The organism is Nocardia sp. NPDC005745, from assembly GCF_040630775.1.
GTDB lineage: Bacteria > Actinomycetota > Actinomycetes > Mycobacteriales > Mycobacteriaceae > Nocardia.
In genome coordinates, this window is sequence record NZ_JBEXYF010000007.1 from 95,395 (window position 1) to 121,007 (window position 25,613).

The 25,613-nt window shown below is 69.2% G+C and carries 22 protein-coding genes; 7 read left to right on the top strand and 15 right to left on the bottom strand.

Annotation, left to right across the window (positions count from 1 at the left end; all coding sequences use genetic code 11):
- Positions 1–29 precede the first annotated feature (29 nt).
- The 3 genes from ABZ420_RS09885 to purF all read right to left on the bottom strand — a co-directional run bounded on the left by ABZ420_RS09885 (position 30) and on the right by purF (position 4,745).
- Positions 30–1,043 carry an ABC transporter permease gene (locus ABZ420_RS09885; protein WP_357119976.1) on the bottom strand — a complete coding sequence of 338 codons (1,014 nt, stop codon included), beginning with the start codon at positions 1,041–1,043 and terminating at the stop codon, positions 30–32.
- Positions 1,044–1,165: 122 nt separating this feature from the next.
- The gene (locus ABZ420_RS09890) at positions 1,166–2,701 is read right to left on the bottom strand and encodes an ABC transporter substrate-binding protein (RefSeq protein ID WP_357119979.1); all 1,536 of its coding nucleotides are present in this window, start codon (positions 2,699–2,701) and stop codon (positions 1,166–1,168) included.
- A gap of 451 nt (positions 2,702–3,152) precedes the next feature.
- A complete protein-coding gene (gene purF, locus ABZ420_RS09895) occupies positions 3,153–4,745 on the bottom strand; it encodes an amidophosphoribosyltransferase (protein WP_357119620.1) in 1,593 nt (530 codons plus the stop codon).
- A gap of 216 nt (positions 4,746–4,961) precedes the next feature.
- Here purF and ABZ420_RS09900 point away from each other — a divergent pair, with 216 nt between their 5' ends.
- On the top strand, positions 4,962–6,230 hold the full coding sequence (locus ABZ420_RS09900; protein ID WP_357119982.1) for an ABC transporter permease: 1,269 nt from the start codon (positions 4,962–4,964) through the stop codon (positions 6,228–6,230).
- A 181-nt stretch (positions 6,231–6,411) separates the two neighbouring features.
- On the opposite strand, the gene ABZ420_RS09905 is transcribed toward ABZ420_RS09900, so the two are convergent.
- The 3 genes from ABZ420_RS09905 to ABZ420_RS09915 are packed head-to-tail and all read right to left on the bottom strand — an operon-like array spanning position 6,412 to position 9,240.
- Complete coding sequence (locus tag ABZ420_RS09905; RefSeq protein WP_357119622.1) at positions 6,412–6,804, bottom strand: sterol carrier family protein; 393 nt, start codon at positions 6,802–6,804, stop codon at positions 6,412–6,414.
- A gap of 49 nt (positions 6,805–6,853) precedes the next feature.
- Positions 6,854–7,462: a CPBP family intramembrane glutamic endopeptidase gene (locus ABZ420_RS09910; RefSeq protein WP_357119625.1), complete on the bottom strand. Its 609-nt coding sequence runs from the start codon at positions 7,460–7,462 to the stop codon at positions 6,854–6,856.
- A 44-nt stretch (positions 7,463–7,506) separates the two neighbouring features.
- A complete protein-coding gene (locus tag ABZ420_RS09915) occupies positions 7,507–9,240 on the bottom strand; it encodes an alpha/beta hydrolase (protein ID WP_357119628.1) in 1,734 nt (577 codons plus the stop codon).
- A gap of 184 nt (positions 9,241–9,424) precedes the next feature.
- Here ABZ420_RS09915 and ABZ420_RS09920 point away from each other — a divergent pair, with 184 nt between their 5' ends.
- Entirely contained in the window at positions 9,425–9,721 is a 297-nt protein-coding gene (locus tag ABZ420_RS09920; protein ID WP_357119631.1) for a YiaA/YiaB family inner membrane protein, read from the top strand.
- A 61-nt stretch (positions 9,722–9,782) separates the two neighbouring features.
- Here ABZ420_RS09920 and purL read toward each other — a convergent pair whose 3' ends face one another.
- Positions 9,783–12,077, bottom strand: a complete 2,295-nt coding sequence (purL, locus tag ABZ420_RS09925) for a phosphoribosylformylglycinamidine synthase subunit PurL (RefSeq protein WP_357119633.1) — start codon at positions 12,075–12,077, stop codon at positions 9,783–9,785.
- Between the two features lie 129 nt (positions 12,078–12,206).
- Here purL and ABZ420_RS09930 point away from each other — a divergent pair, with 129 nt between their 5' ends.
- Positions 12,207–13,520, top strand: coding sequence for a glycosyltransferase 87 family protein (locus ABZ420_RS09930; RefSeq protein ID WP_357119636.1), 1,314 nt, complete (start codon positions 12,207–12,209; stop codon positions 13,518–13,520).
- On the opposite strand, the gene ABZ420_RS09935 is transcribed toward ABZ420_RS09930, so the two are convergent.
- On the bottom strand, positions 13,469–14,767 hold the full coding sequence (locus ABZ420_RS09935; protein ID WP_357119639.1) for a M18 family aminopeptidase: 1,299 nt from the start codon (positions 14,765–14,767) through the stop codon (positions 13,469–13,471). The genes ABZ420_RS09930 and ABZ420_RS09935 overlap by 52 nt on opposite strands.
- Before the next feature lie 237 nt (positions 14,768–15,004).
- Positions 15,005–15,436, bottom strand: coding sequence for a MarR family transcriptional regulator (locus ABZ420_RS09940; RefSeq protein ID WP_063049273.1), 432 nt, complete (start codon positions 15,434–15,436; stop codon positions 15,005–15,007).
- A gap of 507 nt (positions 15,437–15,943) precedes the next feature.
- Here ABZ420_RS09940 and ABZ420_RS09945 point away from each other — a divergent pair.
- On the top strand, positions 15,944–16,120 hold the full coding sequence (locus ABZ420_RS09945; protein ID WP_357119644.1) for a hypothetical protein: 177 nt from the start codon (positions 15,944–15,946) through the stop codon (positions 16,118–16,120).
- A 196-nt stretch (positions 16,121–16,316) separates the two neighbouring features.
- On the opposite strand, the gene purQ is transcribed toward ABZ420_RS09945, so the two are convergent.
- Entirely contained in the window at positions 16,317–16,994 is a 678-nt protein-coding gene (gene purQ, locus ABZ420_RS09950; protein WP_040864722.1) for a phosphoribosylformylglycinamidine synthase subunit PurQ, read from the bottom strand.
- Positions 16,991–17,227 carry a phosphoribosylformylglycinamidine synthase subunit PurS gene (purS, locus tag ABZ420_RS09955; RefSeq protein ID WP_040864762.1) on the bottom strand — a complete coding sequence of 79 codons (237 nt, stop codon included), beginning with the start codon at positions 17,225–17,227 and terminating at the stop codon, positions 16,991–16,993. Before purS ends, purQ begins: the two co-directional genes overlap by 4 nt.
- Positions 17,228–17,358: 131 nt before the next feature.
- Between purS and ABZ420_RS09960 the strand changes: the two genes are divergently transcribed.
- The gene (locus ABZ420_RS09960; RefSeq protein WP_062968640.1) at positions 17,359–18,003 is read left to right on the top strand and encodes an MBL fold metallo-hydrolase; all 645 of its coding nucleotides are present in this window, start codon (positions 17,359–17,361) and stop codon (positions 18,001–18,003) included.
- Positions 18,004–18,005: 2 nt separating this feature from the next.
- Here ABZ420_RS09960 and ABZ420_RS09965 read toward each other — a convergent pair whose 3' ends face one another.
- On the bottom strand, positions 18,006–19,361 hold the full coding sequence (locus ABZ420_RS09965; RefSeq protein WP_357119648.1) for a dipeptidase: 1,356 nt from the start codon (positions 19,359–19,361) through the stop codon (positions 18,006–18,008).
- 204 nt (positions 19,362–19,565) lie between these two features.
- Between ABZ420_RS09965 and ABZ420_RS09970 the strand changes: the two genes are divergently transcribed.
- Positions 19,566–20,957 carry a glutamate decarboxylase gene (locus tag ABZ420_RS09970; RefSeq protein WP_357119651.1) on the top strand — a complete coding sequence of 464 codons (1,392 nt, stop codon included), beginning with the start codon at positions 19,566–19,568 and terminating at the stop codon, positions 20,955–20,957.
- A 120-nt stretch (positions 20,958–21,077) separates the two neighbouring features.
- Here the strand turns inward: ABZ420_RS09970 and ABZ420_RS09975 are convergent, their stop codons facing one another.
- The 3 genes from ABZ420_RS09975 to ABZ420_RS09985 form a co-directional block, all read right to left on the bottom strand.
- Entirely contained in the window at positions 21,078–21,779 is a 702-nt protein-coding gene (locus ABZ420_RS09975; RefSeq protein ID WP_357119653.1) for a DUF2334 domain-containing protein, read from the bottom strand.
- 142 nt (positions 21,780–21,921) lie between these two features.
- Positions 21,922–24,093 carry a S9 family peptidase gene (locus ABZ420_RS09980; RefSeq protein WP_357119656.1) on the bottom strand — a complete coding sequence of 724 codons (2,172 nt, stop codon included), beginning with the start codon at positions 24,091–24,093 and terminating at the stop codon, positions 21,922–21,924.
- A gap of 10 nt (positions 24,094–24,103) precedes the next feature.
- Positions 24,104–24,475 (bottom strand): MerR family transcriptional regulator, encoded by a 372-nt coding sequence (locus ABZ420_RS09985; RefSeq protein ID WP_357119659.1) that lies wholly within the window; start codon positions 24,473–24,475, stop codon positions 24,104–24,106.
- A gap of 46 nt (positions 24,476–24,521) precedes the next feature.
- Here ABZ420_RS09985 and ABZ420_RS09990 point away from each other — a divergent pair, with 46 nt between their 5' ends.
- Positions 24,522–25,610, top strand: coding sequence for an alkene reductase (locus ABZ420_RS09990; protein WP_357119662.1), 1,089 nt, complete (start codon positions 24,522–24,524; stop codon positions 25,608–25,610).
- Positions 25,611–25,613: the final 3 nt, after the last annotated feature.

Below are 25,613 nucleotides of genomic sequence, written 5' to 3' on the forward strand. Positions count from 1 at the left end.
AGGTTCGTTCAGTAGTTCCGGAGCGGTCATCAGAACCTCACCCTCGGATCGATCAGCGCGACCAGGACGTCCACCACGAAGCTCAGCACCGCCACGATGAGCGCGATGAACGCGACGATGCCCTGCACCGCGATGAAATCGCGCGCCGACAGGTACTGCGCGAACTGGTAGCCGAGACCCTTCCACTCGAACGTGGTCTCGGTGAGCACCGACGCGCCGAGCATCATGGCGATCTGCATGCCCATCACCGTGACGATCGGGATCATCGCGTTGCGGAAGGCATGCCTGCCGGTCACCACGCGGCGGGACAGACCGCGCGCCCGTGCGGCGTCCACGTAGTCGGCGCGCAGGGTCTGGATCAGGTTGATCCGCACCAGCCGCAGGAAGATGCCCGCGGTGAGCAGGCCCAGCGCGACGGCGGGCAGCACGGCGTGTCTCAGCACGTCGAGCAGGTAGCCGGAGTCGCCGTAGAGGATCGCGTCGATCACCATGATGTTGGTCTTCGGCGAGACGTGCTGCAACCGCAGTTCCACGTTGGTGCTCGCCCGTCCCGCCACCGGCAGCCAGCCCAGCCGCACCGCGAACACCAGCTTGAGCAGCAGGCCGACGAAGAACACCGGCGCGGCGTAGAAGAGGATCGCAAGCAGACGCAGCGTGGTGTCGGCAGCCGAATCCCGGTGGGTGGCGGCGTATCTGCCCAGCGGGACGCCGATCGCGAACGCGACGATCAGCGCCCAGCACACCAGCTCCAGCGAGGCCGCGCCGTAGGTGAGCACCACCTCGCTGATCTCCCGGTTGTCCTGCGAGCGGCCGAGATCCCCGTGCAGGAGCCCGGACAGATAGTCCCGGTACTGGGCCAGGATCGGCCGGTTCAGCCCGGCCGCCTCCTTGCGCGCCTCGATCTGCTCCTGGGTCATGCGTCCGCCCATCGCCGCGCTGATCGGGTCGCCGACCACACGCATCAGGAAGAACACGACCGTGACCAGGATCCACGCGGTGACCGGGATCAGCAGCAGGCGGACGCCGAGGTAGCGCGACAACATGCGGTGCCGGGAATCGTCGCCGCCCCTGCCTGTTCGACGCAGGCCCCAGGGCCGGGCCCGGACCGTTGTCGGCGCGCTGTCCGCCGATATCGTCGCCTCGGGCCCGGCCGTCTCGCCGGAACTCACTTGCTCAGCACCGTATAGCGGAACTTGAACGACGCGTCGAGCGTCTGCTCCACGCCTTGCACGCCTGCGGCCGAGACCGCGATCTGCTTGCCGGACAGCAGCGGGACGATCGGCAGGAAGTTCTGCGCGAGGTCGCGCTGCACCTGCTGGATCTGCGCGAGCCGCTTGTCCTTGTCGGGCTGGGTGGCCTGCGCGATCAGCTGCGCGGAGATGCCCGGATCCTCGAAGTGCGATTGCAGGAAGTTGTTCGGGCCGAAGAACGGAGAGAGGTAGTTGTCCGGGTCCGGGAAGTCCGGGAACCAGCCGAACTGGTAGAGCGGGTAGCCGTCGCGGGCCCGTTCACGCTGGTAGGTGACCCATTCGGTGGATTGCAGGTTGACCGAGAACAAACCGGTGGCCTCCAACTGCGACTTGATCGCCGCGTACTCCTCGGAGCTGCTGGAGCCGTAATGGTCCGGGTTGTATTGGAGATTCAGCTCGACCGGTGTCGGCACCCCGGCGTCGGCCAGGAATCTCGCCGCCTGATCCTTGTTCGGCCGGGCGCCGTAGATGTCCTCGAACGGCTCCGCCGCGCCCGGCACGCCCTGCGGCACGGACGAATACGCGGGCAGGTACGTCTTCTTGTAGACGCCATCGGCCAGCGCGGTTCGGTCGACGGTGGACGCGACGGCCTTGCGCACGGCCAGTTTCTGCGCGGGCGTACCGCCCGGCATGGTGTTCAGGTTGAACACCAGGTAGCGCAATTCACCGCCCGGGCCCTCGTGCACGGTGACCTTGCTGTCGTTGCGCAGCGACTCGATGTCGGTGGGCGTCAGCGACCGATATCCGACGTCGAGCGAACCGTTCTGGAGGTCGAGTTTCATGTTGTCGGTGGTGGCGTAGTACTTCGTCGACACCGTCTTGGTTCTCGGTGTGCCGAGGATGCCGTTGTAGTCGGCGAACGCCCGGTACTCGACCAGTTTGTTCTTGTCGTAACCGGCGATGGTGTACGGGCCGGAGTAACCCTTGCCCCGCACCACATCCTCGTCCGGCAGCACCCGGTCCGGCGCGTACACCTTCTCGTCGACGATCGGTCCTGCTTGGGTGGGCAGGATCGCGGGGAAGGTCTGATCGTTGGCCACCTTCAGCGTGAACGCGACGGTGCGCGCGTCCACCACGTCGGTCTTCTCCAGGTTGCCGAGCAGTGCCGCGGGCCCGTTCGGATCGTTGATCCGCAGCATCCGGTCGAAGGAGAACTTCACGCTGGTGGCGGTCAGCGGGTTGCCGTTGGCGAATCTCAGGCCGTCCTTCAGCGTGCAGGTGTACACCGTGGGCGCGGTGAACTCGCACTTCTGCGCGGCATCGGGCCGAGGCGTCGCGTCGCCGGGCGCGAAGTTCAGCAGGTACTGGTAGATCTGGGTCTCGGCGACGAGCGAGCCGTTGTCGTAGGCGGCCGCCGGATCGAGCGAGAAGATCTTGTCGGTGGTGCCTGCCACCAGGCCGCCGCCGTCGTCGTCCTCGCCGGTTCGCCCGGAACCGCAGCCCGCCAGCATCGACGCCGCCAACCCCAGCAAGCCGACGGCCGCGATGGTTCGCGTCCCGATCCGTCGCCCCAACCACGAATTCCTCATCACGGCCCCACTTCTCGAGCGCCGCACCGCGCTCGGCGTGGATCGCGGGCCCGGTGCGGACGCGGGTGAATTTCCGGTCTGATCGGCACCGTACCTACGAAGCATTTTCGGCACGTTACGTTTTCGAAGAAAATCCGCGAGCCCGTCAGCAGGTGTTATGCGCAGCGTCTACGGCCGCCGGTAGAACCGGTCGTATGTCCAGGATGGCGGCGTAGAGCGGGGCGTCATGTCTCGAGCACGCCACGCGGCGCTGCGCGACAGGACATGACGGTATCGGCGAACGCTCGCGGCGAAATCATCACGCGCCGCGGCGAAGTATTTCCGGCGGACGCCCGGAGCGGGCGACCCACCGGCACAGGCGATCAGCGGCCGCTCACGGACGGCTCAGCGCGCTCGCATTCGCGTTATCGCTCAGCAGCGCGGCCTCGGACTGCCCGGTGAGCATGCCCTCGAGCACGTTCTTCCCGATGGCCGCCTCGGTCGGCAGCGGAATCGGATAGGTGCCGTCGAAGCACGCGCAGCACAGCCGCGAGCGCGGCTGTTCGGTCGCGGCGACCATGCCGTCGAGCGAGATGTAGCCGAGGGTGTCGGCGCCGATCGACCGGCGGACGCCCTCGACCATGTCGGCGACGTCGCCTTCGGTCCCCGCGCCGTTGGCGATCAATTCCGCCCGCGAGGCGAAGTCGATGCCGTAGAAGCACGGCCATTTCACCGGCGGCGAAGCGATGCGCACGTGGATCTCCACCGCGCCCGCCTCGCGCAGCATCCGGATCAGCGCGCGCTGGGTGTTGCCGCGCACGATCGAGTCGTCGACGACGATCAGGCGCTTGCCCCGGATCACCTCGCGCAGCGGATTGAGCTTGAGCCGGATGCCCAGCTGCCGGATGGTCTGGCTGGGCTGGATGAACGTGCGCCCGACGTAGGCGTTCTTCATCAGACCCTGACCGTAGGGCACTCCCGATCCCTGCGCGTAGCCGACGGCGGCCGGCGTGCCGGATTCGGGGACCGGGATCACCAGATCGGCCTCTACCGGGTGTTCCTTCGCGAGGCGCCGGCCGATCTCCACCCGGGTGGCGTGCACCGACCGGCCCGCGATGGTGCTGTCCGGCCGGGCCAGGTACACGTACTCGAAGACGCAGCCCTTGGGTTCGGGGTTGGCGAAGCGCATCGAGCGCACGCCTTCGGCGTCGATCGCCAGCAATTCGCCGGGTTCGATCTCGCGAACGAACGCGGCGCCGACGATGTCCAGCGCGGCCGTCTCGCTGGCAACGACCCAGCCACGCTCCAGCCTGCCCAGGCACAGCGGGCGGACGCCGTGCGGGTCGCGCGCGGCGTAAAGGGTGTGCTCGTCCATGAAGGTCAAGCAGAACGCGCCCTTCAAGGTGGGCAGCAGTTCCATCGCGGCCTGCTCGATGCTCGAGTCGGCGGAAGCGTGCGCGAGCAGCGCGGTGACCACGTCGGAGTCGGACGTCGCCGCGGCGGGCTGCGGACGACCGCCCCGGACGGAAGCGCCGAGCAAGCCGAGTTCGCGTGCGCGACCGGCCAATTCGGCGGTGTTGACCAGATTTCCGTTGTGCCCCAGGGCAAGTCCGGAACCGACGGCGGTGGTGCGGAAGATGGGCTGCGCGTTCTCCCAGGTCACCCCGCCCGTGGTGGAGTAGCGGCAGTGCCCGACGGCGATGTGACCCGGCATGGCCGCCAGCGTCTGCTCGTCGAACACCTGGCTGACCAGACCCAGATCCTTGAAGACCAGGATCTGCGAGCCGTCCGACACCGCGATGCCCGCCGCCTCCTGTCCGCGGTGTTGCAGCGCATAAAGCCCGTAATACGTGAGCTTCGCCACTTCTTCGCTCGGCGCCCAGACTCCGAAGACTCCGCACTCCTCGCGCGGCTCGTTCTCGTTGACGTCCGGGGCGGGACTGGAGGGGGCGGAAATGCTCTGGACCGGCAGTTCGGCGTTGGTCACCGTTTGCTCCCTGTTCGGGCGGGCTGGGGGCAGATTTCATTCTACGGGTGCTCGGTGGCGCACCGACACCGCCGCCGCATCCGAGCAGCAATCCGGACTGCCCGAAGCGCGGCCGGTACGACGCGGGCAGCTGTTACGGTGCGCACCGTGACGACTACGGACGACGCGAGCACGACGGAGTCGGGTGCGGCCCCCGCGCGCAGGCCATGGCCTCGGATGGTGCTCTTCCCCCTCGCGGTGCTGAGCCTGCTCACCGCACTGCTGGGCATCATGTACCTCGACTACGTCGTCGATCCGGAGAAGAACCTGCACGATTTCCCGATCGCCCTGGTCAACCAGGACGTCGGCGACACCATCGGCAACGGGAGCACCGCGCGGAAGGTGAATTTCGGCGACCAGATCACCCAGGCGCTGTCCGATGGGGTGCCGTCCGACAAGGTCGACCTGCGGGTGATCAGCATCAACGAATCCGAGCGGCAGATGCAGTCCGGACAGGTCTACGGCGCGATCATCATCCCGAGCGATTTCAGCAAGCGGCTCGGGAATCTGGGTGTGGGCAGTGTCATACCGGGCGACATCCAGCGGCCGACCATCACGTTGCAGACGAATCCGCGCACCGGCGCGTTCGGCACCCAGATCGTGCTCCGGGTCGGCGACGAGGCGCTCACCGAGGTGAACAAGCAGGTCGGCAAGCAGCTGCTCGATCAGGTCACCGCGCAGCTCGCCCCGCCGCCCGGCGGTCCGCCCGCGCCCGAGTTGACCGGGGCGACCAAGGTCGCGCTGGCGTCACCGATCGAGGTGGTCACGCAGCAGTACCACCCGCTGCCGCACGGTAGCGGGCAGGGGCTGACCGCGTTCTTCTACGCCCTGTTGCTGCTGCTGGCCGGTGTGGTCGGCGCGATGGTGATCCACACCATGATCGACGCGCAGCTCGGCTTCGTGCCCACCGAGTACGGCCCCTGGTACGTGCACTACCCGTCCACGCCGATCTCGCGGTTCAGGACGCTGCTGATCAAGTGGGGCGTGTTCGTGCTGGCGGCGAGCATCGTCTCCGCGGTGTTCCTGATCGTCGGCAAGCTGCTGGACATGCCGATCGGCAATCCGCTCGCCCTGTATCTCTACAGCGTGCTGGCCCTCACCGCCGTGGGCGTCACCGGGCTGTCCACGCTGGCGGCGATCGGATCGGCGGGCCTGCTGGTGAACCTGATCCTGTTCGTCATCCTCGGTCTGCCGTCCTCCGGCGGCACCGTGCCGATCGAGGCGACGCCGCGATACTTCGGCTCGCTCGCTTCCTTCGAGCCCATGCACCAGGTGTTCCTCGGGGTGCGGTCGATCCTGTACTTCGACGCGAATTTCGAGGCGGGACTCACGCGGGGAGTGTGGATGGCCGTCCTGGGGCTGGCGATCGGGCTGGTGCTGGGCGCGGTGGTCACCCGCTTCTACGACCGTAAGGGGCTGGAGCGCCGCAACATCGTCCAGGCGTGACACGTACGCGCGGGATTATCGGTCACCGGCGCGGAGGTCCGTCATGCGCCGAGGAGATCCCGGCGGATGGCACCGCCGAGCCGACCTCGTCGGCGGTCACGGCACGGCAGCGAAACACGCTTCGCGGCGGCGGTTGACAGGCACCCCCTGACGTTCCATCAGCGCCGCATGCGGGCGGACCTCAGGCGGTGGCCCGGACGATCGGGAGCCAATGAGCGATCTCGGCCGCGCGGGTGCCGGAGGCGGTGACCGCGCCGGCGGCGACGGCGTCGTCGAACTCGAGCAGGCCGGTGGCCAACAGCAGCCAGGTGCGCGGGTCCGTCTCGACGACGTTCGGCGGGGTGCCCCTGGTGTGCCGCGGCCCCTCGACGCACTGCACCGCGACGAACGGCGGCACCCGCACCTCCACCGAATGTCCCGGAGCGGAGGCCGCCAGCGAGCGCGCCGTGGTCCGCACCGCCGCCGCGAGTTCGGCGCGCGCGGGCGCGCCGACCGACTCGTCACGCAACCACTCGCTCACCACCGCCACCGCTGCCCTCGTTTGCGCCGGGTCGACCGTCCCTCGTCCTGCCACCTTCGCGACCCTACTTCCCGAATTCATCCACAGTTGTCCCCAAGCCGCACTACGCAGGCCGGGATCCGCGCGAGGAAGCCTCGATGCGGCGGGCCAAGCGCGGCGCGATCGCCCCGCCCGCGTTCATGGCGAGATGCAACAGCGCCGGGGCGACGGTGCCCGCGGTGCGGCGGCGCAGCAGGCCGAACACGAGGCCGCCCGCCGCGGTGACGGCCACGGTGGCGGGAACGCTGTCGCCCACGGCCCGCGCGGGAGCGATGTGCCAGAGCCCGAAAGTCGCCGCGCCGAGCAACGCACCCGTGCGCGGGCCGAAGACGTGGTCCAGCAGGGGATCCAGCGTGCCGCGGAAAACCAGTTCCTCGCTGTAGACGGTCCCGAGGGGAATGTGCACGACCGCCCACTCCGCCGTCGACACGTCCTGCTCACGTTCGGCGAGTTCGGCCAGTCGCCATCGCAGCGATGGAGCGGCAAGGGCCGCGACGTAACCGGCCACGACGCCCGAGACGGCGAGCAGCCCGCTGCGCACGCCACGCCACGAGCCCGGGCCCGGCTCGGCGCGCGACGCGAGCGCGTACACGGTGGCGAAACCGGCGTTGGCCGCGGTTCGCCCGCGTATGCCGAGACCGAGGCGGGGCAGGACCACGTTGCTCCAGATCAACGGAAATGCTACGGCCGCAATGATTCTCGCGGGCAGCCTCCGTCTCACTTGGTCGTCCGCTCGTAATCCTCGGCGGCCTCGACTTCGGCCCTGATCCGTTCGGAACGCTCCGCGGTCCAGTCCGGCGGCGCGGCGATGGCCGCCCAGCCGTCCAGCACCAGGCTGCCGTAGCGGTGTCCGTGCCCGTCGGTGACGCCCTGGGCGTTGGTGAGGTCGGCGGCCACCTGCCAGAAGGTGACGAACGGCCACCAGCGCATCTGGGAGGAGACGTCCGAGCCGCGCGGCTCGGACAGCCAATCCGGGCGCGAGAAGATCAGGTCCGGCGACCACCAGACGATCGGGTCGGACGCGTGCTGGAGATACGCGATGCGCGGCGGCCGCCACTCCGTCGAGGGCCGCGCCAGATCGGCGCTGTCGCTGGCGAACCGGACCACCAACCCGTCCGCGTACAGCGGCTGGACCTCCCGGGACCCCGGATCGCGGCGGGCGACGAACTGCTGCCACAGCCGGTTGGAATTGGGCGGGCCGACCCAGAGTGCGCCGTCGACCTTGGCCCGCAGATCGGCCAGACCGTCGAATGCCGCCTCGGAACCTTGCGAACCCAGGCTCTCCCCGTACACCAGCAGCTTGGGGCGAACCTGCGGCGGCCGCGCGGACCAGTGCTGGTACACCGCGTCGAACACGTCCCTGCCCGCCGCGGCGGCCTTGTTGCGGTCGGCCAGGAACGACAGCACGCTGGGCAGGTACGAGTACTGCGTGGCGACCATCGCGGTGTCACCGTCGTACATGTACTCGATCGCCCCGGCGGCCAGCGAGTTCACCCACCCGGTTCCGGTGGTGGTGACCACCACGAGCGCCTTCCGGTCGAACGCTCCGGTTCGCTCCAGCTCCGCCACCGCCAGCTCGGCCGGTTCCTCGTCGCGTTCGCCCGACTCCAAGCCGACGTAGGCCCGGATGGGTTCCTTGGCCGGACGGCCGGTGACCGAGGTGATGCGGCTGGCCGTGGGGCCGTGCGAGACGAACCAGCGCCCTTCGAAGCCGAGGGTCTCCCACTTCGCCATCGAGGTCGGGCTGCCGGAGCGTTCCGGCTGCTGCGGTTGCACCGCGTTCACCGAGGTGTGGTCGTTCTGCACGCTGAAGGCCGAGTTGGCCACCGCGAAGAACGCCTGGGTGGCCACACCGTTGAAGATCGTCACCGCCAGTACCACCAGCACCAGGAACCCGGCGGCGGGCGCGAGTTCGCGTGGGATCCGCACCCACCGATTGAGCAGGCGGGCCAGGAACAGGATGATCTCCCGCAGCGTCCGATAGGCCGAGACGGCCGCGACGCCGACCGCCAGGCTGAGCAGACCGGTGCGCAGGTAGGCGGGCGTGGTGGTGCCTTCCATGCCCATCAACGCCGTGATCTCACGCTGCCACCGAGCCGACTGGATCAGCATCAGCGCGGCGCTCAACGCGGCGGTGAGCAGCACGGCGGACTTGATCGCGTAACGCGCCCACGTCGGCGGCGGCGAGATCTTCAACCGTGGCCGCCCCCACAACCGGAACAGCCACTCCAGCAAACAGCCGGCACCGTAGCCGATGGCGGCGTTGATCCCGCTGATCAAGCCCTGGAACAACCAGTCGCGCGGCAGCAGCGACGGCGTCACCGACAGCGCGAAGAACACGGTGGCCACGACCAGGCCGACGTAGTTGAGATCGATGACGTCCTCGGCGTGCCGGGTCATCGCGACCGCGCGCGTACGCAGCTTTCGCATGGTCCCGGCGGTCTCCAGCATTCGATCAGTATGGCGGTCGGCACCGACGGCCCGGCGCGTCGCCCACCGCGACGCGGGCGCACCGGGCGCGGATCACACCGCCCGCGGACCCCTGAACGGACGGCTTTTCCGAATGGCAACTACCCATTCCGCTCGAGTAGTTGTACAGGGGTGCTCGGGCGGCGCCGTCCGGAAACTCTTATCCATGAGCACAACGACCACGCGGACGAAAGCCAGTGCCGCATACGTCGCGCAGGCCTCGCTCGCCTTCGGCATCAGCTTCGTCGGCATCGGCATCGGCATCGGCATCTACGCGCTGCCACTGGATGTCTGGCAGCGCGGATTCCTGGGGATGTCCATGCTCTTCCTGGTCACGAGCACCTTCACGCTGGCGAAGGTGGTCCGTGACCAGCACGAGGCGGCGACCATAAACGGTCGCATCGATCAGGCGCGGATGGAGAAGCTGCTCTCCGAGCACGATCCGTTCAATTCCGTCGCCTGAGTACGCGCACCTGGGCGGGCCCGGTAACGAGGGGTTCAGGCCCGCCCAGGTGGGCGTTCCGTCAGACGGTGCCCGCGCCGAACAGCTTCGGCAGCGTGCCCTCGTGCGCGGTCCGCAACTCGTCCATGGGGATCGAGAACTGGCCCTGCACCTCGAGCGAATCCGAGCCCTGATCGACCACACCGATACGCACCCACGGCAGTTCGCGCGCGGTGCACATCCGGGTGAACCTGGTCTCCTCCGAGCGCGGCACGGCGACCAGCACGCGCCCCGCCGACTCGGAGAACAGCGTGACGAACGGGTCCTCGCCCTCGGGAAGCAGGATGCGGCAACCGGTTTCACCGGCGAGCACGGCTTCGACGACGGCCTGGGCGAGACCGCCCTCGGAGAGGTCGTGCGCGGCGCTGATCATGCCGTCGCGCGAACCGGCGGTCAGCACCTCCGCGAGCAGCTGTTCGCGAGCGAAGTCGACCTTCGGCGGCACGCCGCCCAGATGATCGTGCTCCACCTGGGACCAGATCGACCCGCCGAACTCGTCGCGGGTCTCGCCGAGCAGGATCAGCGTCTCGCCCGGCTCCAGCCCGAGGCCGGTCGGGATGCGACGGTGCACGTCATCGATCACGCCGAGCACGCCGACCACCGGGGTCGGCAGGATCGCGGTCTGGCCGGTCTGGTTGTAGAAGCTGACGTTGCCGCCGGTGACCGGGATGCCGAGCGACACGCAGCCGTCCGCCAAGCCGCGCACGGCCTGCTGGAACTGCCACATCACGCCGGGGTCCTCCGGTGAACCGAAGTTCAGGCAGTTGGTGACGGCCTTCGGAGTCGCGCCGGTGGTGGCCACGTTGCGGTAGGCCTCGGCCAGCGCCAGCTGCGCACCGGCGTAGGGGTCCAGCTTGGTGTAGCGGCCGGAGGCGTCGGTGGCCAGCGCGATGCCGCGGCCGGTCCGCTCGTCGATCCGGATGACGCCCGCGTCGGCCTGGTCGGCGAGCACGGTGTTGCCGCGCACGTAGCGGTCGTATTGCTCGGTGATCCATTTGCGGCTGCACAGCTGCGGGCTGGAGATCATCCGCAGCAGCGTGGCGCGCAGTTCGTCGGCGGTCTGCGGCCTGGCGAGCCGGTCCGGGGTGTCGGCGATCAGCGCGTCCTGCTCGTCGGGCCGCGCGAGCGGGCGCTCGTAGACCGGGCCCTCGTGCGCGACGGTGCGCGGCGGCACGTCCACCACGGTGTCGCCGTGCCAGGTGACCACCAGCCGGTCACCGTCGGTGACCTCGCCGATCACCGTGGCCAGCACGTCCCACTTGCGGCACACGGCCATGAACGCGTCCACGTTCTCCGGGGTGACGACCGCGCACATGCGCTCCTGCGACTCGCTGGAGAGCACCTCGGCGGGCGTCATGCCGGTCGCGCGCAGCGGCACCTTGTCCAGCTCGATGTGCATGCCGCCGTCACCGGCCGCCGCGAGCTCGGAAGTGGCGCAGGACAACCCGGCGCCGCCGAGGTCCTGGATGCCGACCACCAGCTTCGCCGCGTACAGCTCGAGACAGCACTCGATGAGCACCTTCTCGGTGAACGGGTCGCCGACCTGCACCGAGGGCAGCTTCTTGCGGCCGGAGCCGGACTCGTCACCGGAGAAGGTGTCCGAGGCCAGCACCGAGACGCCGCCGATGCCGTCGAGGCCGGTGCGCGCGCCGAACAGCACGATCTTGTTGCCCGCGCCGGAGGCGAAGGCCAGGTGCAGGTCCTCGACCCGCATCACCCCGGCGCACAGCGCGTTCACCAGCGGGTTGCCCTGGTAGGAGGCGTCGAACACGGTCTCGCCGCCGACGTTCGGCAGGCCGAGCGAGTTGCCGTACCCGCCGACACCGCGCACCACGCCGTCCACCACGCGTCGGGTGTCGGCCGCGTCCGCGGCGCCGAAGCGCAGTTGGTCCATCACCGCGATCGGGCGCGCGCCCATCGCCATGATGTCGCGCACGATGCCGCCGACGCCGGTGGCCGCACCCTGGTACGGCTCGACGTAGGAGGGGTGGTTGTGACTTTCCACCTTGAAGGTGACCGCCCAGCCGTCGCCGACGTCGACGACGCCCGCGTTCTCACCGATGCCCGCGAGCATGGACTCGCGCATCGCGTCGGTGGTGGTCTGGCCGAAGTAGCGCAGATGCACCTTCGAGGACTTGTAGGAGCAGTGTTCGCTCCACATCACCGAGTACATCGCCAGTTCGGCGTCCGTCGGCCTGCGGCCGAGGATCTCCTTGATCCGGGCGTACTCGTCGTCTTTGAGCCCGAGTTCTTTGTAGGGTTGCGGCACGTCGGGGTTTGCTGCGGCTGCGCTGACGGTGTCGACCTGCGGAGTCACGGAGTACCAGGGTCCTTTCGGCCGGGCATTGTGAAGCGACGAGCATTGTCACTGGGGGGGCGGCGAGATGCCTGGGTGTAAGTCTAGAGGCAGTGGGTACGGGCCATCCGCACCGGCTAGTCTGAGCCGGTGAACGAAGGATCGGGGGTCGCGAATCCGGGTGAGCGATCGATCGCCTCGGACGCCGTGTCGGCCCGGAGCGGGGAATCGGGAGCCGCACCCGGTGACGCGTCGCCGAACCCCGGGACACCGCAAGTGCGCTGGCTGATTGCTGCTGCCGCGTTGTTCGCGGTGTCGGTGCTCGTCTCGCTGCTGGCGCACTGGTGGCACGGTTACATCGACCTGCAGGTCTATCGCAACGGCGCCCGGGTCTGGTTGGACGGCGGCGATCTGTACGGCCCGATGCCACCGGTCGAAGGGATCGGGCTGCCGTTCACCTATCCGCCCTTGGCCGCGTTGTTCTTCGCGCCGCTGGCGCTGATGCCGCTGGTGATCGCCGAGGTGGTGGTGGTCGTCACCTCCGTAGCCGCCCTGGCCATCTCGCTGTGGCTGGTGCTGGCTCGGTTGCGTCCCGACCTATCCCGTCCGGCCGTGCTCGCCCTGGTCGTCGGCGCGGTCGCGGTGGCGCAGTTCTTCGAACCGGTCCGTCAGACCTTCGGCTTCGGCCAGATCAACCTGGTGCTGATGGCCGCGATCACCCTGGACTGCCTGGCGCGCAAGCCGTTCTGGCCGCGCGGCATGCTGATCGGCATCGCGGTGTCGGTGAAACTGATACCGGCCGGATACCTGCTGTACTTCCTGCTGCGCAAGGACTGGAAGGCCGCCGGCACACTGGTGGTGTCCGCGATCGCGGCGGTCGGTCTCGGATTCCTGCTGTTCCCCGATGATTCTGTGGACTACTGGTTCCATACCCTCGCCGACACCGGCCGGATCGGACCGCCCTACTTCGCGGGCAACCAGTCCATCAAGGGCATGGCCTTCCGGTTGGGCATCGATGACACGGCGGCCACTCTGCTGTGGATCACGCTGTCGGTGCTGGCGGTGGCGCTGGCCGCGGTGTGGATGCGCAGGCTGCTCGAAGCGGGCGCGACCGCGGCGGCGCTGCTGGTGAACGCCGCGGCCGTGCTGCTGGTCTCGCCGGTGTCCTGGTCGCATCACTGGGTGTGGATCGCGCCCGCGCTGGTGCTCACCGCCGACCTCCTGGTGCGCGGCACGCGCAGCCCCCGGGTGATCGGCGTTGTCGCGGCGGGCGCCGTGCTGTTCCTGATCGGCCCGCATTGGTTGCTGCCGCACTCGCGCGACCGCGAGCTGGAGTGGGCGTGGTGGCAGCAGATCATCGGAAGCAGTTACGTGCTGGCCACGTTCGCGGTGTTCCTCGTCGCGGTGTTCACCTACCGCCCGATGGCCTCCGGCGTGAGGAAGGCGGCCAGCGCCGCGGCGTAGGCCGGGACGTCGAACACGCCCATCAGCTCGCGCGCGGAATGCATCGCCAGCTGCGGCGCGCCCACGTCGACGGTCGGCATGCCGGTGCGCGCCGCGGTCATCGGCCCGATCGTGGAACCGCAGGGCAGGTCGGCGCGATGCACGTAGCGCTGCAACGGGACCGCGGCCTGCGCGCAGGCCAGCGCGAACGCTCCCGCGCCGGTGGCGTCGGTGGCGTAGCGCAAATTCTGGTTGACCTTCAGCACCGGGCCGCCGTTGACCTCGATGCGGTGCGCGGGCTCGTGGCGCTCCGGATAGTTCGGGTGCGTCGCGTGCGCCATGTCGCCGGACGCGCACACCGAACCGGCCAGCGCGGCAAGGTAATCGGCGCGCCCGCCGCCGCGCGCGAGCACGATGCGTTCCAGCACCGTGGGCAGCAGATCCGACTGCGCGCCGCGGTCGGACTGGCTGCCGACCTCCTCGTGGTCGAACATGGCCAGCACCGGGATCGCCGCCCCCGGCGTGTCGATCGCGGCGAGGAACGCTTGGAGGCCCGCGAAGCAGGTGCCCTGGTTGTCCAGGCGGGGCGCGCTGACCAAGTCCTGATCCCGCCCGATCAGCCTGCTCGGCGTCAGGTCGTGGGTCATCAGCTCCCAGCCGAGCACGTCCTCGGGATCGACCGCCACCCGATCGGCCACGAAATCGATGAACGACGCCGCCTCGTACCCCGCGCCCCACACCGCGTTGACGTGCCGCTGCGGGTCCAGCGTGACGCCCCTGCGGTCCTCGGACAGGTGGATGGCCAGCTGCGGCACCCGCAGGATCGGCTCATCGATGCGAACCAGGCGCTCGCCCACCGTGTTTCCGTCGCGCACGCTCAACCGCCCGGAGACGCCGAGTTCGCGATCCAGCCACGAGTTCAGCCACGCGCCGCCGTACGGTTCCAGCCCCACGAGCTGCCAGCCCGCCGATGTCAGGTCGGGATGCTGCTTGACGCGCAGGTTCGGGCTGTCGGTGTGCGCCCCGACCACACGGAACGGGGTCGCGCCCGCCGTGTCCCCTGCGGCCCAGGCCACCAGCGACCCACCGCGCACCACGTAGTGCCTGCCCGTGCCGTCCGACGGCCAGGTCTGCGACTCGGCGAGCCTGGTGAATCCCCGCGCGTCCAATTCCGCGGCGACCGTGCGGCAGACGTGGAACGGCGACGGAGAAGCATCGATGAACGCGCACAGCCCAGCGGCCGTGGCTGCGGTGGTGGAGACGGGCATGCCTGCGATCCTAGGCAAGCGGGCCGTGACCGGTGTGTCCCGGTCGATCGGCGAGTGTGGCGAATACCCGGTCGAATACGACGTGGCCGATGCGGTAATCGCGAGAAATCGGCCCGCTGAATCACTACTCGGCACGAGTCGATTCGCCCCGGAACATAAGGGTGAGAATGGTCCGGCATCCGATCACGAATCGGGCGTTCGCGGCATTCATCGGATGAATGTCGGTACTTCGGAGTATTACTCCGAGGCGATGGAAACCAGGTCGAGCAATCGCATGAGTTCGGTATATCGGCGCGCGCCGATGCGCCCGCGCAACTCTTGTTCGGCACGCGCCTCCTCCGCGCGCACCTCGGCGACCAGGTCGGCGCCGAGCCTGCTGAGGCCGATGAGGATGCGGCGGCGATCGTCCTGCGCGGCGAGCCGGAAGATCAGGCCGCGCTCGGCCAGATAGTCGGCGTGCCTGGTGGCCGAGGACGGCGCCAGCTGCGATCTGGCCGCCAGTTCGGTCATGGTGATCCCCGCGTCGCCGCACAGATTCGACAGCATCGACCACTGATCCGGCGAGAGCTGCCTGGCGCACAACGCCGCGTCCAGATGCCGCACCCAACCGCGCTCCGCGGCACGCAGCGCGCCATGTAGCGTCGAATTTCCGCTTACAATGGACGTCATTATTTCCCGCCTGCCGTGAATTTCGCTCGAACGAGAAGAAGAGTACCGAATGTCGACGTCGTTCGAGAGCCCAGCGAGACGATCGAGGTCCTCGACATAGTTCCGCGACGGGGACCGAGCGGTATCAAACGCGCAGCCCTGCGACGCCGCGATATCCGTCGCGGCCGATGAAATCGACCGGAGTGCGGGAATTCTGGGGCGCGAAATTCGTACTACGAATATCGTGAGGACGGACGCCGTCCGAGGTCTCCGCTGTCCACCGGCATGCCGCGCGCCGTCACCGGGCGGCGCACCTCCGCGGTCCGGCAGGCCGTGGCGGGGGTCTCCGCGGTTCGGCGGGCGGTGGCGGGGCCTGCGCGGGCGGCTGCCCTACTCATACGCCACCAGCCACGACGGCCTGACCGACGAGTTACCCAGTCAGTGTGCTGCGTTCAGCGAGCACCCGGCCGGGCAGACGATGCCCACGGCGGGTACGCGGCCACCGGCCGCGCGGTGAGCCAACTGTGGGTGAGCGCAGCCGCCGATGGCAACGTGCTGCTGGCGGTAGGCCCGGAAGCGGACCACACGTCGTCCAGCTTCTTCCTGGACGACCGAACACCCGACAGCCGGGACCGGATGACCGCCCCCGCGCTCACCAGCTTCGACAACGTCACCTACAAAGCCGTCCCACACCGGGCGCGCTAGAGCGGACGGCCGGATCGCTGGAAGTGCCCGAGATACTCGACGCCCTCGACCAAGGCCTGCTTCTCGAAACCTTTTGCGGCGTCCAGGGTTTGCGAGGCGACCAGGCGATCCAGCGCGAATACATCGTCCGCGCGGATCGAGTCGGCTTCGAGATCATCGACCGCAGCAGCGGAAGACGAATACCAACGCTGGAGGACTACACCCCTACCAGCGAGTCCAGTACCGAGAGGAACAGGCCGAGACCGTCGTCACTGGGGCCGGTCAGCGGCTCGGTGGCGTGTTCGGGGTGCGGCATCAAACCGACGACGCGACCGTTCGCCGAGGCGATGCCCGCGATACCGCGCTGTGAGCCGTTCGGGTTGCCGCTCGCGTAGCGGAAGACCACGCGGCCCTCACCCTCGAGCTGGTCCAGCACGGCTTCCGAGGCCTGGTAGCGCCCCTCACCGGACTTGAGCGGGACGAGGATCTGAGCGCCCGGCTCGAAGCGGGAGGTCCACGCCGTCGACACCGACTCCACGGTCAGCCACTCGTCGCGGCAGATGAAGTGCAGCCCTTCGTTGCGGGTCAGCGCGCCGGGCAGCAACCCGGCCTCGCACAGCACCTGGAAGCCGTTGCAGATGCCCAGCACCGGCAGTCCGGCGCCCGCGGCACGCACGACCTCACCCATGACGGGCGCGAACCGGGCGATGGCGCCCGCGCGCAGGTAGTCGCCGTAGGAGAAGCCGCCGGGCACGATCACCGCGTCGACGCTCTTGAGGTCGGCGTCGGCATGCCACAGGCTGACCGCCTCGGCGCCGGCCAGGCGCACCGCCCGTGCCGCGTCCACATCGTCGAGCGTGCCGGGAAAGGTGATGACCCCGATGCGCGCGCTCATGAGAGGCGAACCACCTTCCACTCCTCGATCACGGTGTTGCACAACAGCGATTCGGCGATCTGCTCGAGCGCCGCGTCGTCGATGCTGTCATCGACGTCGAGTTCGAATCGCTTGCCCTGGCGCACGTCCGAGATGCCCTCGAATCCCAGGCGCGGGAGTGCGCCGACGATCGCCTGCCCCTGCGGATCCAGGATCTCGGCCTTCGGCATCACCTCGACCACGACTCGTGCCACGCGTTGCTCCTCATGTGGTTGGGGGGTTACCTCAGCAGCGTAGTTGTGCTGGTCGAGCGCGGCATCCGCGGGGTGCGCCGAGACACCCGCGATGTCGTGGAGAACACACCCGGCGTGGCTAGCATGGCGGCATGCGCATAGCCCACTTCGGTCACTCCTGTCTCCTCGTCGAGCTGCACGGCAAGAAGATCCTGTTCGACCCGGGCACGTTCTCGCACGGCTTCGAGGGCCTCACCGGCCTGGACGCGATCGCGGTCACCCACCAGCATCCCGACCACATCGACCCGAACCGGATCGAGGCGCTGGTCGAGGCGAACCCCGGCGCGCGGTTGCTGTCGGATCCGCAGACCGCCCAGCAGCGCGGCGAGCGGTGGGAGGCGGTGCACGCGGGCAACGTGCTCACCCTCGGCGATCTCCGGATCACCGGCGGCGGGGGCAGGCACGCCGTGATCCATCCGGAGATCCCCGTGATCGACAACACCGTCTTCCAACTGGGCACCGCCGACGACCCGGCGCAGCTCGTGCACCCCGGCGACTCGCTGTGGGTGCCGCCGGTCCCGGTCGGCGTGCTGGCCGCGCCTGCCGCGGCGCCCTGGATGCGGGTCAGCGAAGCCGTCGACTACCTGCGCGCGGTCGCTCCGCGCGTCGCGCTGCCCATCCACTACGGCATCATCCGCGAGGAGGCGCAGGGCATCTACTTCGGCAGGCTGTCCGAAATGGCTCCCGCCGGAACCGAATTCCGGGTGCTCGCCCCGGAGAACGACACCGACCTGTAGCGCTATCCGGCGTAGGTCGCCAGGAAGATCGCCTCGGCCAGGGCCATATGCTCGATCTCCTTCGGATCCACGCTCTCGTTGGGCGCGTGGATCAGGGCTTTCGGTTCCTCGACCCCCAGCAGCATGATCTCCGCGTCCGGGTAGGTGGTGGCGAAGACATTGCACAGCGGGATCGAGCCGCCCTGCCCCTGGGTGGTCGCCGGACGACCGTAGGACGCGGCGAGCGCAGCTTCCATCGCGGCGCGCGCCGGCCCGCCGGTCGGGGACCGGAACGGCGCTCCGGCGCCTTCCAGCTCGACGGTCAGCCTGGCGCGCCACGGCGTGTGGGCCTCGAGGTGCGCGACGAGCGCCCGGTGCGCCTGATCCGGGTCGGTGCCCGGCGGAATGCGCAGGTTCAGGCGGGCGCGCGCGATCGCGGGGATGGCGGCGGCGGAGCCGACCACCGGAGGCGCGTCGATGCCGAGCACGGTCAGCGCCGGCCGCGCCCAGAGCAGGTCGGCGACGGTGCCGTCGCCGATGAGTTCCACATCGCGCAGGACGCGCGCGTCGGCGTGGAACTGCTCGCTCGGATATTGGACGCCCGGCCAGACCTGATCGTTCGGCAACCCGTCGATGGTGGTGTTGCCCCGCTCGTCGCGCAGCGAGGCGAGCAGGCGGATCAGCGCGGCGAGCGCGTCGGGAGCCGGGCCGCCGAACATGCCGGAATGCAAGGGGCTGGCGAGGGTTTCGACCGTGACCACCACGTTCACTCCACCGCGCAGCGTCTGCGTCAGGGTCGGCACGCCCGCGGCGAAGTTACCGCAGTCGCCGACGACGATCGCGTCCGCGCGCAGCAGTTCCGGCTCGGCCTCGACGAACCGCTCCAGTCCCCCGGTGCTCTGTTCCTCGGAGCCTTCCGCCACCACGATGACCCCCACCGGCAGATCCGCCCCGAGCGCGCGCAGAGCCGTCAGGTGCATGACGATGTTGCCCTTGCAGTCGGCGCTGCCGCGCCCGTACCAGCGCCCGTCGCGCTCGGTCAGCTCCCACGGCGGGGTGCGCCACGCGGCCTCGTCCATCGGGGGCTGGACGTCGTAGTGACAGTAGAGCAACACCGTCGGCGCACCATCGGGAGCGGGCCGTGAGGCGACGACCGCCTTGGTGCCGTCCGGCGTTTCGTGCAGGCCGACCGTGGTGAGCCCCGCCGCGGCGAACGCGTCGGCCACCCACTGCGCCGCCGCATCGCACTCCTCGGGAGGGAACTGCCGGGGATCGGCTACCGACTTGAACGAAACGAGCTGAGCCAGATCAGTTTTCGCCTGTTTCATCAACTCCGTCACCGCGCTGCGCAGCGCCGCGACACGCACATCGTCTGTCATCCCCCAACCCTATCCCCGGCCTTTCGGGTGAAGTTCGCACAGCTGGGCGGGTGTCCGCGCACGAGACGTCTCCGGAGAGAAGGCGAAGTACCTCCGCGGGACGGCCGCGGTGTGTCAAGGTGAGCGAGGGAAGATGTCAGCTATCGCAGGGCATCCTCCGCGAGAGATGAGGCACACCCGCACCCTGCCGACCGGGAGGCCCGCATGTCCGAAGCAGCCGATGACCTGTTCGCCCTGCCGGGGCTCAGCCGGTCCGCGCCGCGAGCCGGATTTCCCCCGCACGAGATGTTCCCGCAGGTCGCTTACGAGATCGTGCACGACGAACTGATGCTCGACGGCGTCTCGAGGATGAACTTGGCCACGTTCTGCACCACCTGGGTGGAGGACCAGGCGCGCAGGCTGATGTCCGAATGCCTGGACAAGAACATCGTCGACAAGGACGAATACCCGCAGACGGCCGAGTTGGAGCGCCGGGCTGTGCGGATGGTCGCCGATCTGTGGCACGCACCCGACCCTGCCGGTACGCACGGCACCTCGACCATCGGCTCCAGCGAGGCGGCCATGCTGGGCGGGCTCGCGGCGAAGTTCCGCTGGCGCAAGGGTGGCGGCACCGGGACACCGAACTTCGTCTGCGGCCCCGTCCAGGTGTGCTGGGAGAAGTTCGCGCGGTACTTCGACGTCGAGATCCGCCAGATCCCGCTGCGCGGCGATCGGCTCACCATGCATCCCGACGACCTCGCCGAGTACTGCGACGCGAACACCATGATGGTCGTCCCGACCTTCGGGCAGACCTACACCGGCCTGTTCGAAGACGTCGCCGGGACGAGCGCGGCGCTCGACGCGCTCGAGCGCGAGAAGGGCTGGGACATCCCGATCCACGTCGACGCGGCCAGTGGCGGTTTCCTCGCCCCCTTCGCCGCACCGGATCTGGTCTGGGATTTCCGGCTGCCCAGGGTGAAGTCGATCAACGCCTCCGGCCACAAGACCGGCCTGGCCCCGCTCGGCGCGGGTTGGGCGATCTGGCGCGAAGCCGGTGACCTGCCGGAGGAGCTGATCTTCGACGTCGACTACCTCGGCGGCAGCATGGCCACCTTCAACCTGAACTTCTCCCGGCCGGGCGGGCAGGCGATCACGCAGTACTACCAGTTCATCCGCTTGGGACGGTCCGGCTACGCCAGGGTGCAGTCCGCGATCTACCGGGTGGCGCAGCACTTGGCCGCGGGAGTGCGCGGCCTCGGGATCTTCGAGCTGATCCACGACGGCGATCCGCAGCGCGGCATCACCGCGGTGTGCTGGCGCCTGACCGGCGATCCCGGCTTCAACCTCTACGACTTGTCCGACCGGCTGCGCTCCAGAGGCTGGCTGATCGCGGCCTATCCGCTACCCGCGGACCGGAACGACGAGACGGTGATGCGCGCTGTGCTGCGCCACGGCTTCACCGTCGACATGGCCGACATGCTGATCGCCGATCTCGGGCGCTGCGTGCGACAGCTGCGGCAGCGGCCGTTCTCGACCTCGCTCACGCGCGAGGAGGCCGGCGGCTTCACGCACGACGCGACGGCTGCCGTTGCGGAGACGACGATCGCTCCGTCCTGATCGTGACAGCGCCGCCGCCCGGCTACGCCATTCGCGGGCGACGGCGCCGATCGGTCGCGCCACGGCGGTCCCGACCGGCCGCGGGCGATGGGGCCGACCCGCCGCCGCCCGCGGCGTCAGTTATGCGGCTCGAACGGCCGGGAAGGGCTCCCACCGGTAGGTCGTTGCAGCCGCACCGTGGAACAGCGCCAGGTCGACGGCGTCGAGCACGGCTTGGCGGGGGCCGGAACGCGTCAGCTGCGCGGCGGAAACGGCCAGTCGCAGCACGCCGCCGCGACGGGCGGTGCGCGCGGCGCCCATGACCAGGGCTCGGCACCACCAGGGCTCGGCGCGGAACCCCTCGCCGATGCCGTACACCCTGGACTTCTGCGCCATATTGCGCTCCAGGTCGATGATCGAGGTCAACCCGAGCGCCAGCCGGAAACCGACCTCGGGCAGCGCGTCCAGCGCGCCCGTCGAGGCATCCCAGCGCGGGGCCGCGAACAGCCGGGTACGCAGGTCGGCCTGCTCCAGCACGCGATCCGCGGCGGTCAGCCGCAATCGGGCCTCGTGCCGGGGCAGCGCGGCGAACTCGGCGCGCCGCCGCTTGGTGGCCGCCTGGTCGTAGCCGTGCAGCACGATGGCGTCGCCGCCGGCCCGGCGGCCGCGCAGCCAGGCCTGCGTCGCCGGGTCGTCGAGCAACCGGTATTTGCCTTTCAGCCGCGGAGCCACCAGCAGCGAGAGAGGCACGCCGCGCCGATCCATTTCCTCGGCGAACCCCATCGCCGTGTCCCGGGTGGTGTCCCTGATCCCGGAAACCGATACGACCAGCTCAGCGTTCATGAACCCACGGTGCCAGCCGCACGTGTCCGCGACGTGCAGGCTATATGACCAGGTGGCGAACATTCCGTCACGCCTGCGTCGGCCGCTCGCCCCGCGATCGGCGCGCCGCTTTCACCGGTGCGCACGGCGATCGGGCGGTGCGCTACGCGTCGGCGAGACCGACCGTATCGAGCAGCCAGGCGTGTTCGAAGGCCACTTCCCGCCACTTCTCGTAGCGCCCGCTGACGCCGCCGTGGCCCGCGCTCATCTCCGTCTTCAGCAGCAGCGGCGCGTCGCCGGTGGCGGTGGCGCGCAGCTTGGCGATCCACTTCGCGGGCTCCACGTAGAGCACGCGGGTGTCGTTCAGGCTGGTGATCGCCAGGATCGCCGGATAGTCCTTGGCCTCGACGTTCTCATACGGCGAGTAGGACTTCATGTACTCGTAGACGTCCTTGTCGGCCAGCGGGTTGCCCCACTCATCCCACTCGATCACGGTGAGCGGCAGCGACGGGTCGAGGATGGAGGTGAGCGGATCGACGAACGGCACGTTCGCCAGGATGCCCGCGAACAGTTCGGGGGCCAGGTTCGCCACCGCGCCGACCAGCAGGCCGCCCGCGCTGCCGCCGTCGGCGACCATCCGGTCCGGGGCGGTGACTCCCGCGTCGACGAGATGCCGGGCGCAGGCCACGAAGTCGGTGAAGGTGTTCTTCTTGGTGAGCGTCTTGCCGTGCTCGTACCAGAGCCTCCCCATCTCGCCGCCGCCGCGCACGTGCGCGACCGCGAAGACCATGCCGCGATCCAGCAGCGACAGGCGGGCGACCGAGAACGACGGGTCGATGCTCGCCTCGTAGGAGCCGTAGCCGTAGAGCAGCAACGGTTTGGGCTCGTCGGCCGCGGTGGTCTTCTTCCGCACCAGCGAGATCGGAATCCGGGTGCCGTCCTCGGCGACCGCCCATTGCCGGTGCTGTTCGTAGTCGTTCGCGTCGTAGCCACCGAGCACGGGCTGTTCCTTGCGCAACAGCAGCTCGCCGGTGGCCGGGACGTAGTCGAACACCTGCATCGGCGTGATGAACGAGGTCAGTCCGATGCGGAGGGTCGGCTGGGCCCACTCCGGGTTGGCGCCGACGCCGACCGCGAAGAGTTCCAGATCGAAGTCGAGTTCGCGCCGCTCGCCGTAACCCTCGGCGGTCAGCGGCCACACCGCGATCCGGGTGAGCGCCTCGCGCCGGTAGCTGAGCACCAGGTGGTCGCGGAACGCGTCGATGTCCTCGAGCCGCACGTCCTCGCGATGCCCGATCAGTGGCGTCAGGTTCGACGGGTCGTCGACCGGCGCCTCGGCCAGCACGAAGTTCTCCGCCTTGACGCCGTCCACCACGTCGTTGTGCAGGATCAGGAAGCGGTCTTCGCCGCCGATCACCGCGTGCTCGGCGGAGTACTCGACACCCTCGCGGCGCGGCAGCAGCACGCGGAACTCGCCCTCGGGGTCGTCGGACTCCAGCACCCAGCCCTCGCTGGTGATCTTGGAACCGACCCAGATCATCAGGTATTTCTCCGAGCGGCTGGCGCCGATGCTCACCCAGTAGCGCTCGTCGGGCTCGTGGAACACCTTGACGTCCGGATCGGTGCTGCCGAGCCGGTGGCGCCACACCGTGTCGGGCCGCCAGGACTCGTCGACGGTCTGATAGAAGACGTGGCTGCCGTCCAGCGACCAGGTCGCACCCGGTGCCGTGCCCGCGATCTCGTCGCCGAGCAGCTCGCCGGTGCGCAGATCCTTGAACCGCAGCACGTACCGCTCGTCACCGACGTTGTCCACCGAGTAGGCGAGCAGCGTGCCGTCATGGCTGATCGAGAACGCGCCGAGGGCGAAGAAGTCGTACCCTTCGGCCAGCTCGTTGCTGTCGAGCAGCACCTCTTCGCCCGGGACCTCGGTCTCCGCGCTCAGCTGGGGCGGGGTCCACTCGTCGATGCCTCGAGCGCCCGCGGCGATCGGGCACCGGCAGTGCACGCCGTACTGCTTGCCCTCGAAGCTGCGCGAGTAGTACCAGTAGTCGCCCAGCCGGGTGGGCACCGAGAGGTCGGTCTCCTGGGTGCGCGCCTTGATCTCGTCGAAGATCGTCTCGCGCAACGTGCTCAGGTGCTCGGTCTGCGCCTCGGTGTAGGCGTTCTCCGCCTCCAGATAGGCGATGACGTCGGGATTCTCCTTGTCCCGCAGCCACTCGTACTCGTCGACGAACACGTCGCCGTGGTGCACCCGCCGGGTGGGCACCGTCTCGGCGACCGGCGGCGCCACCGCGCCGCTACCGGGTTCGGAGATCGTTCCGCTGTCGAGAGCCATGGCGTCCACCCTACTGTCCGGATGCCTCGCCACCCGCCGCACGGATGATGCCGTCGAGCACGTGGCTCGTCCGGCGCAGATCGCGCATCGCCTGATCGATTCTGGCGCGCTCCTCGGTGAGCTTCTCCACCAGGAACGGCGTCGCCGTGGCATTGGGTGTGCCGTCGACGTCGTGGATACACGGCAGCAGTTCGCCGATGGTGTCGCTGTGCAGGCCCGCGGCGAACATCTCCTGGATGCGCCGCACCCGGTCGACCGCCGACTCCGGATACTCCCGCTGCCCACCGGAGGTCCGCTGCGCGGCCAGCAGACCTCTGGTCTCGTAGTACCGCAGCGACCGGACGCTCACGCCGGTCCGCTCGGCCAGTTCACCGATCCGCACTTTCGCTCCTTGACCTAACATCAATGTCAGGTTTTACGGTACAGCCATGCTGCTGTTGACCGAATACCGCAACCATCCGCTCGACCTGCCCAACCGGATCGTCATGTCGCCGATGACTCGGCTGCGCTCGCTGCCCGACGGCTCGCCGACCGGCGATGTCGCCGACTACTACGCCCAGCGCGCGACGGCCGGGCTCATCGTCACCGAGGGCATCTGGCCGCATTCGACCGGCCAGAGCGAAGCCTGGGTGCCCGGCTTGCAGACCCCCGCGCATGTCGCGGCGTGGCGCCGGGTCACCGAGGCGGTACACACGCGCGGCGGCCGGATCTTCGCGCAACTGATGCACGGGGGACGCAAAGGCCACCCGCTCGCCCGCATCGATGGGTCCTGGCCCGCCGGACCGTCGGCGGTGCTGGACGACGACCGGGTGCACCTGATCGACGGCGGCAAGGCCGATCCGATCACGCCGGTCGCCCTCGATCGCGCCGGTATCGCGGCAGCCGTGGAGCACTACGCCGCCGCCGCGCGCAATGCGATGGACGCGGGCTTCGACGGTGTCGAGATCCACGGCGCGAACAGCTATTTGTTGCACCAGTTCCTGGCCGACAACACCAACCTGCGCGACGACGAATACGGCGGTTCCATCGTCAACCGCATGCGGCTGCCCCTCGCGGTGGTGGACGCGGTGACCGGAGCGATCGGCGCGGAACGCACCGCCATCCGGCTCTCGCCGGGCAATCCGCAGTTCAACATGTCCGAGGCCGACCCGGGCCCGCTCTACCGCGCACTCGTCGCCGAACTCGACCGGCGCGGCCTGGCGTACCTGCACCTCACCGACGACGACCGCTACCCCGCGCTGCGTGACCTGCGGCCGCGCTGGCACGGCACGCTCATCGCGAACATCGGCGAGAACCGCGAACCGACCACGGCGGCCGGCGCCGAACAGGTGCTGCGCGCAGGCCTCGCCGACTTGGTCTCGTTCGGCAGATCGTTCATCTCCAATCCCGATCTCGTGCACCGCATCCGCTACGACCTGCCCCTGGCTCCCATTCGCGAGGAATTCCTGTACGGCCGCACCGCCGAGGGCTACAGCGACTATCCGAACTGGACGGCAGCCGAATTGGTGCGCGACTGACCC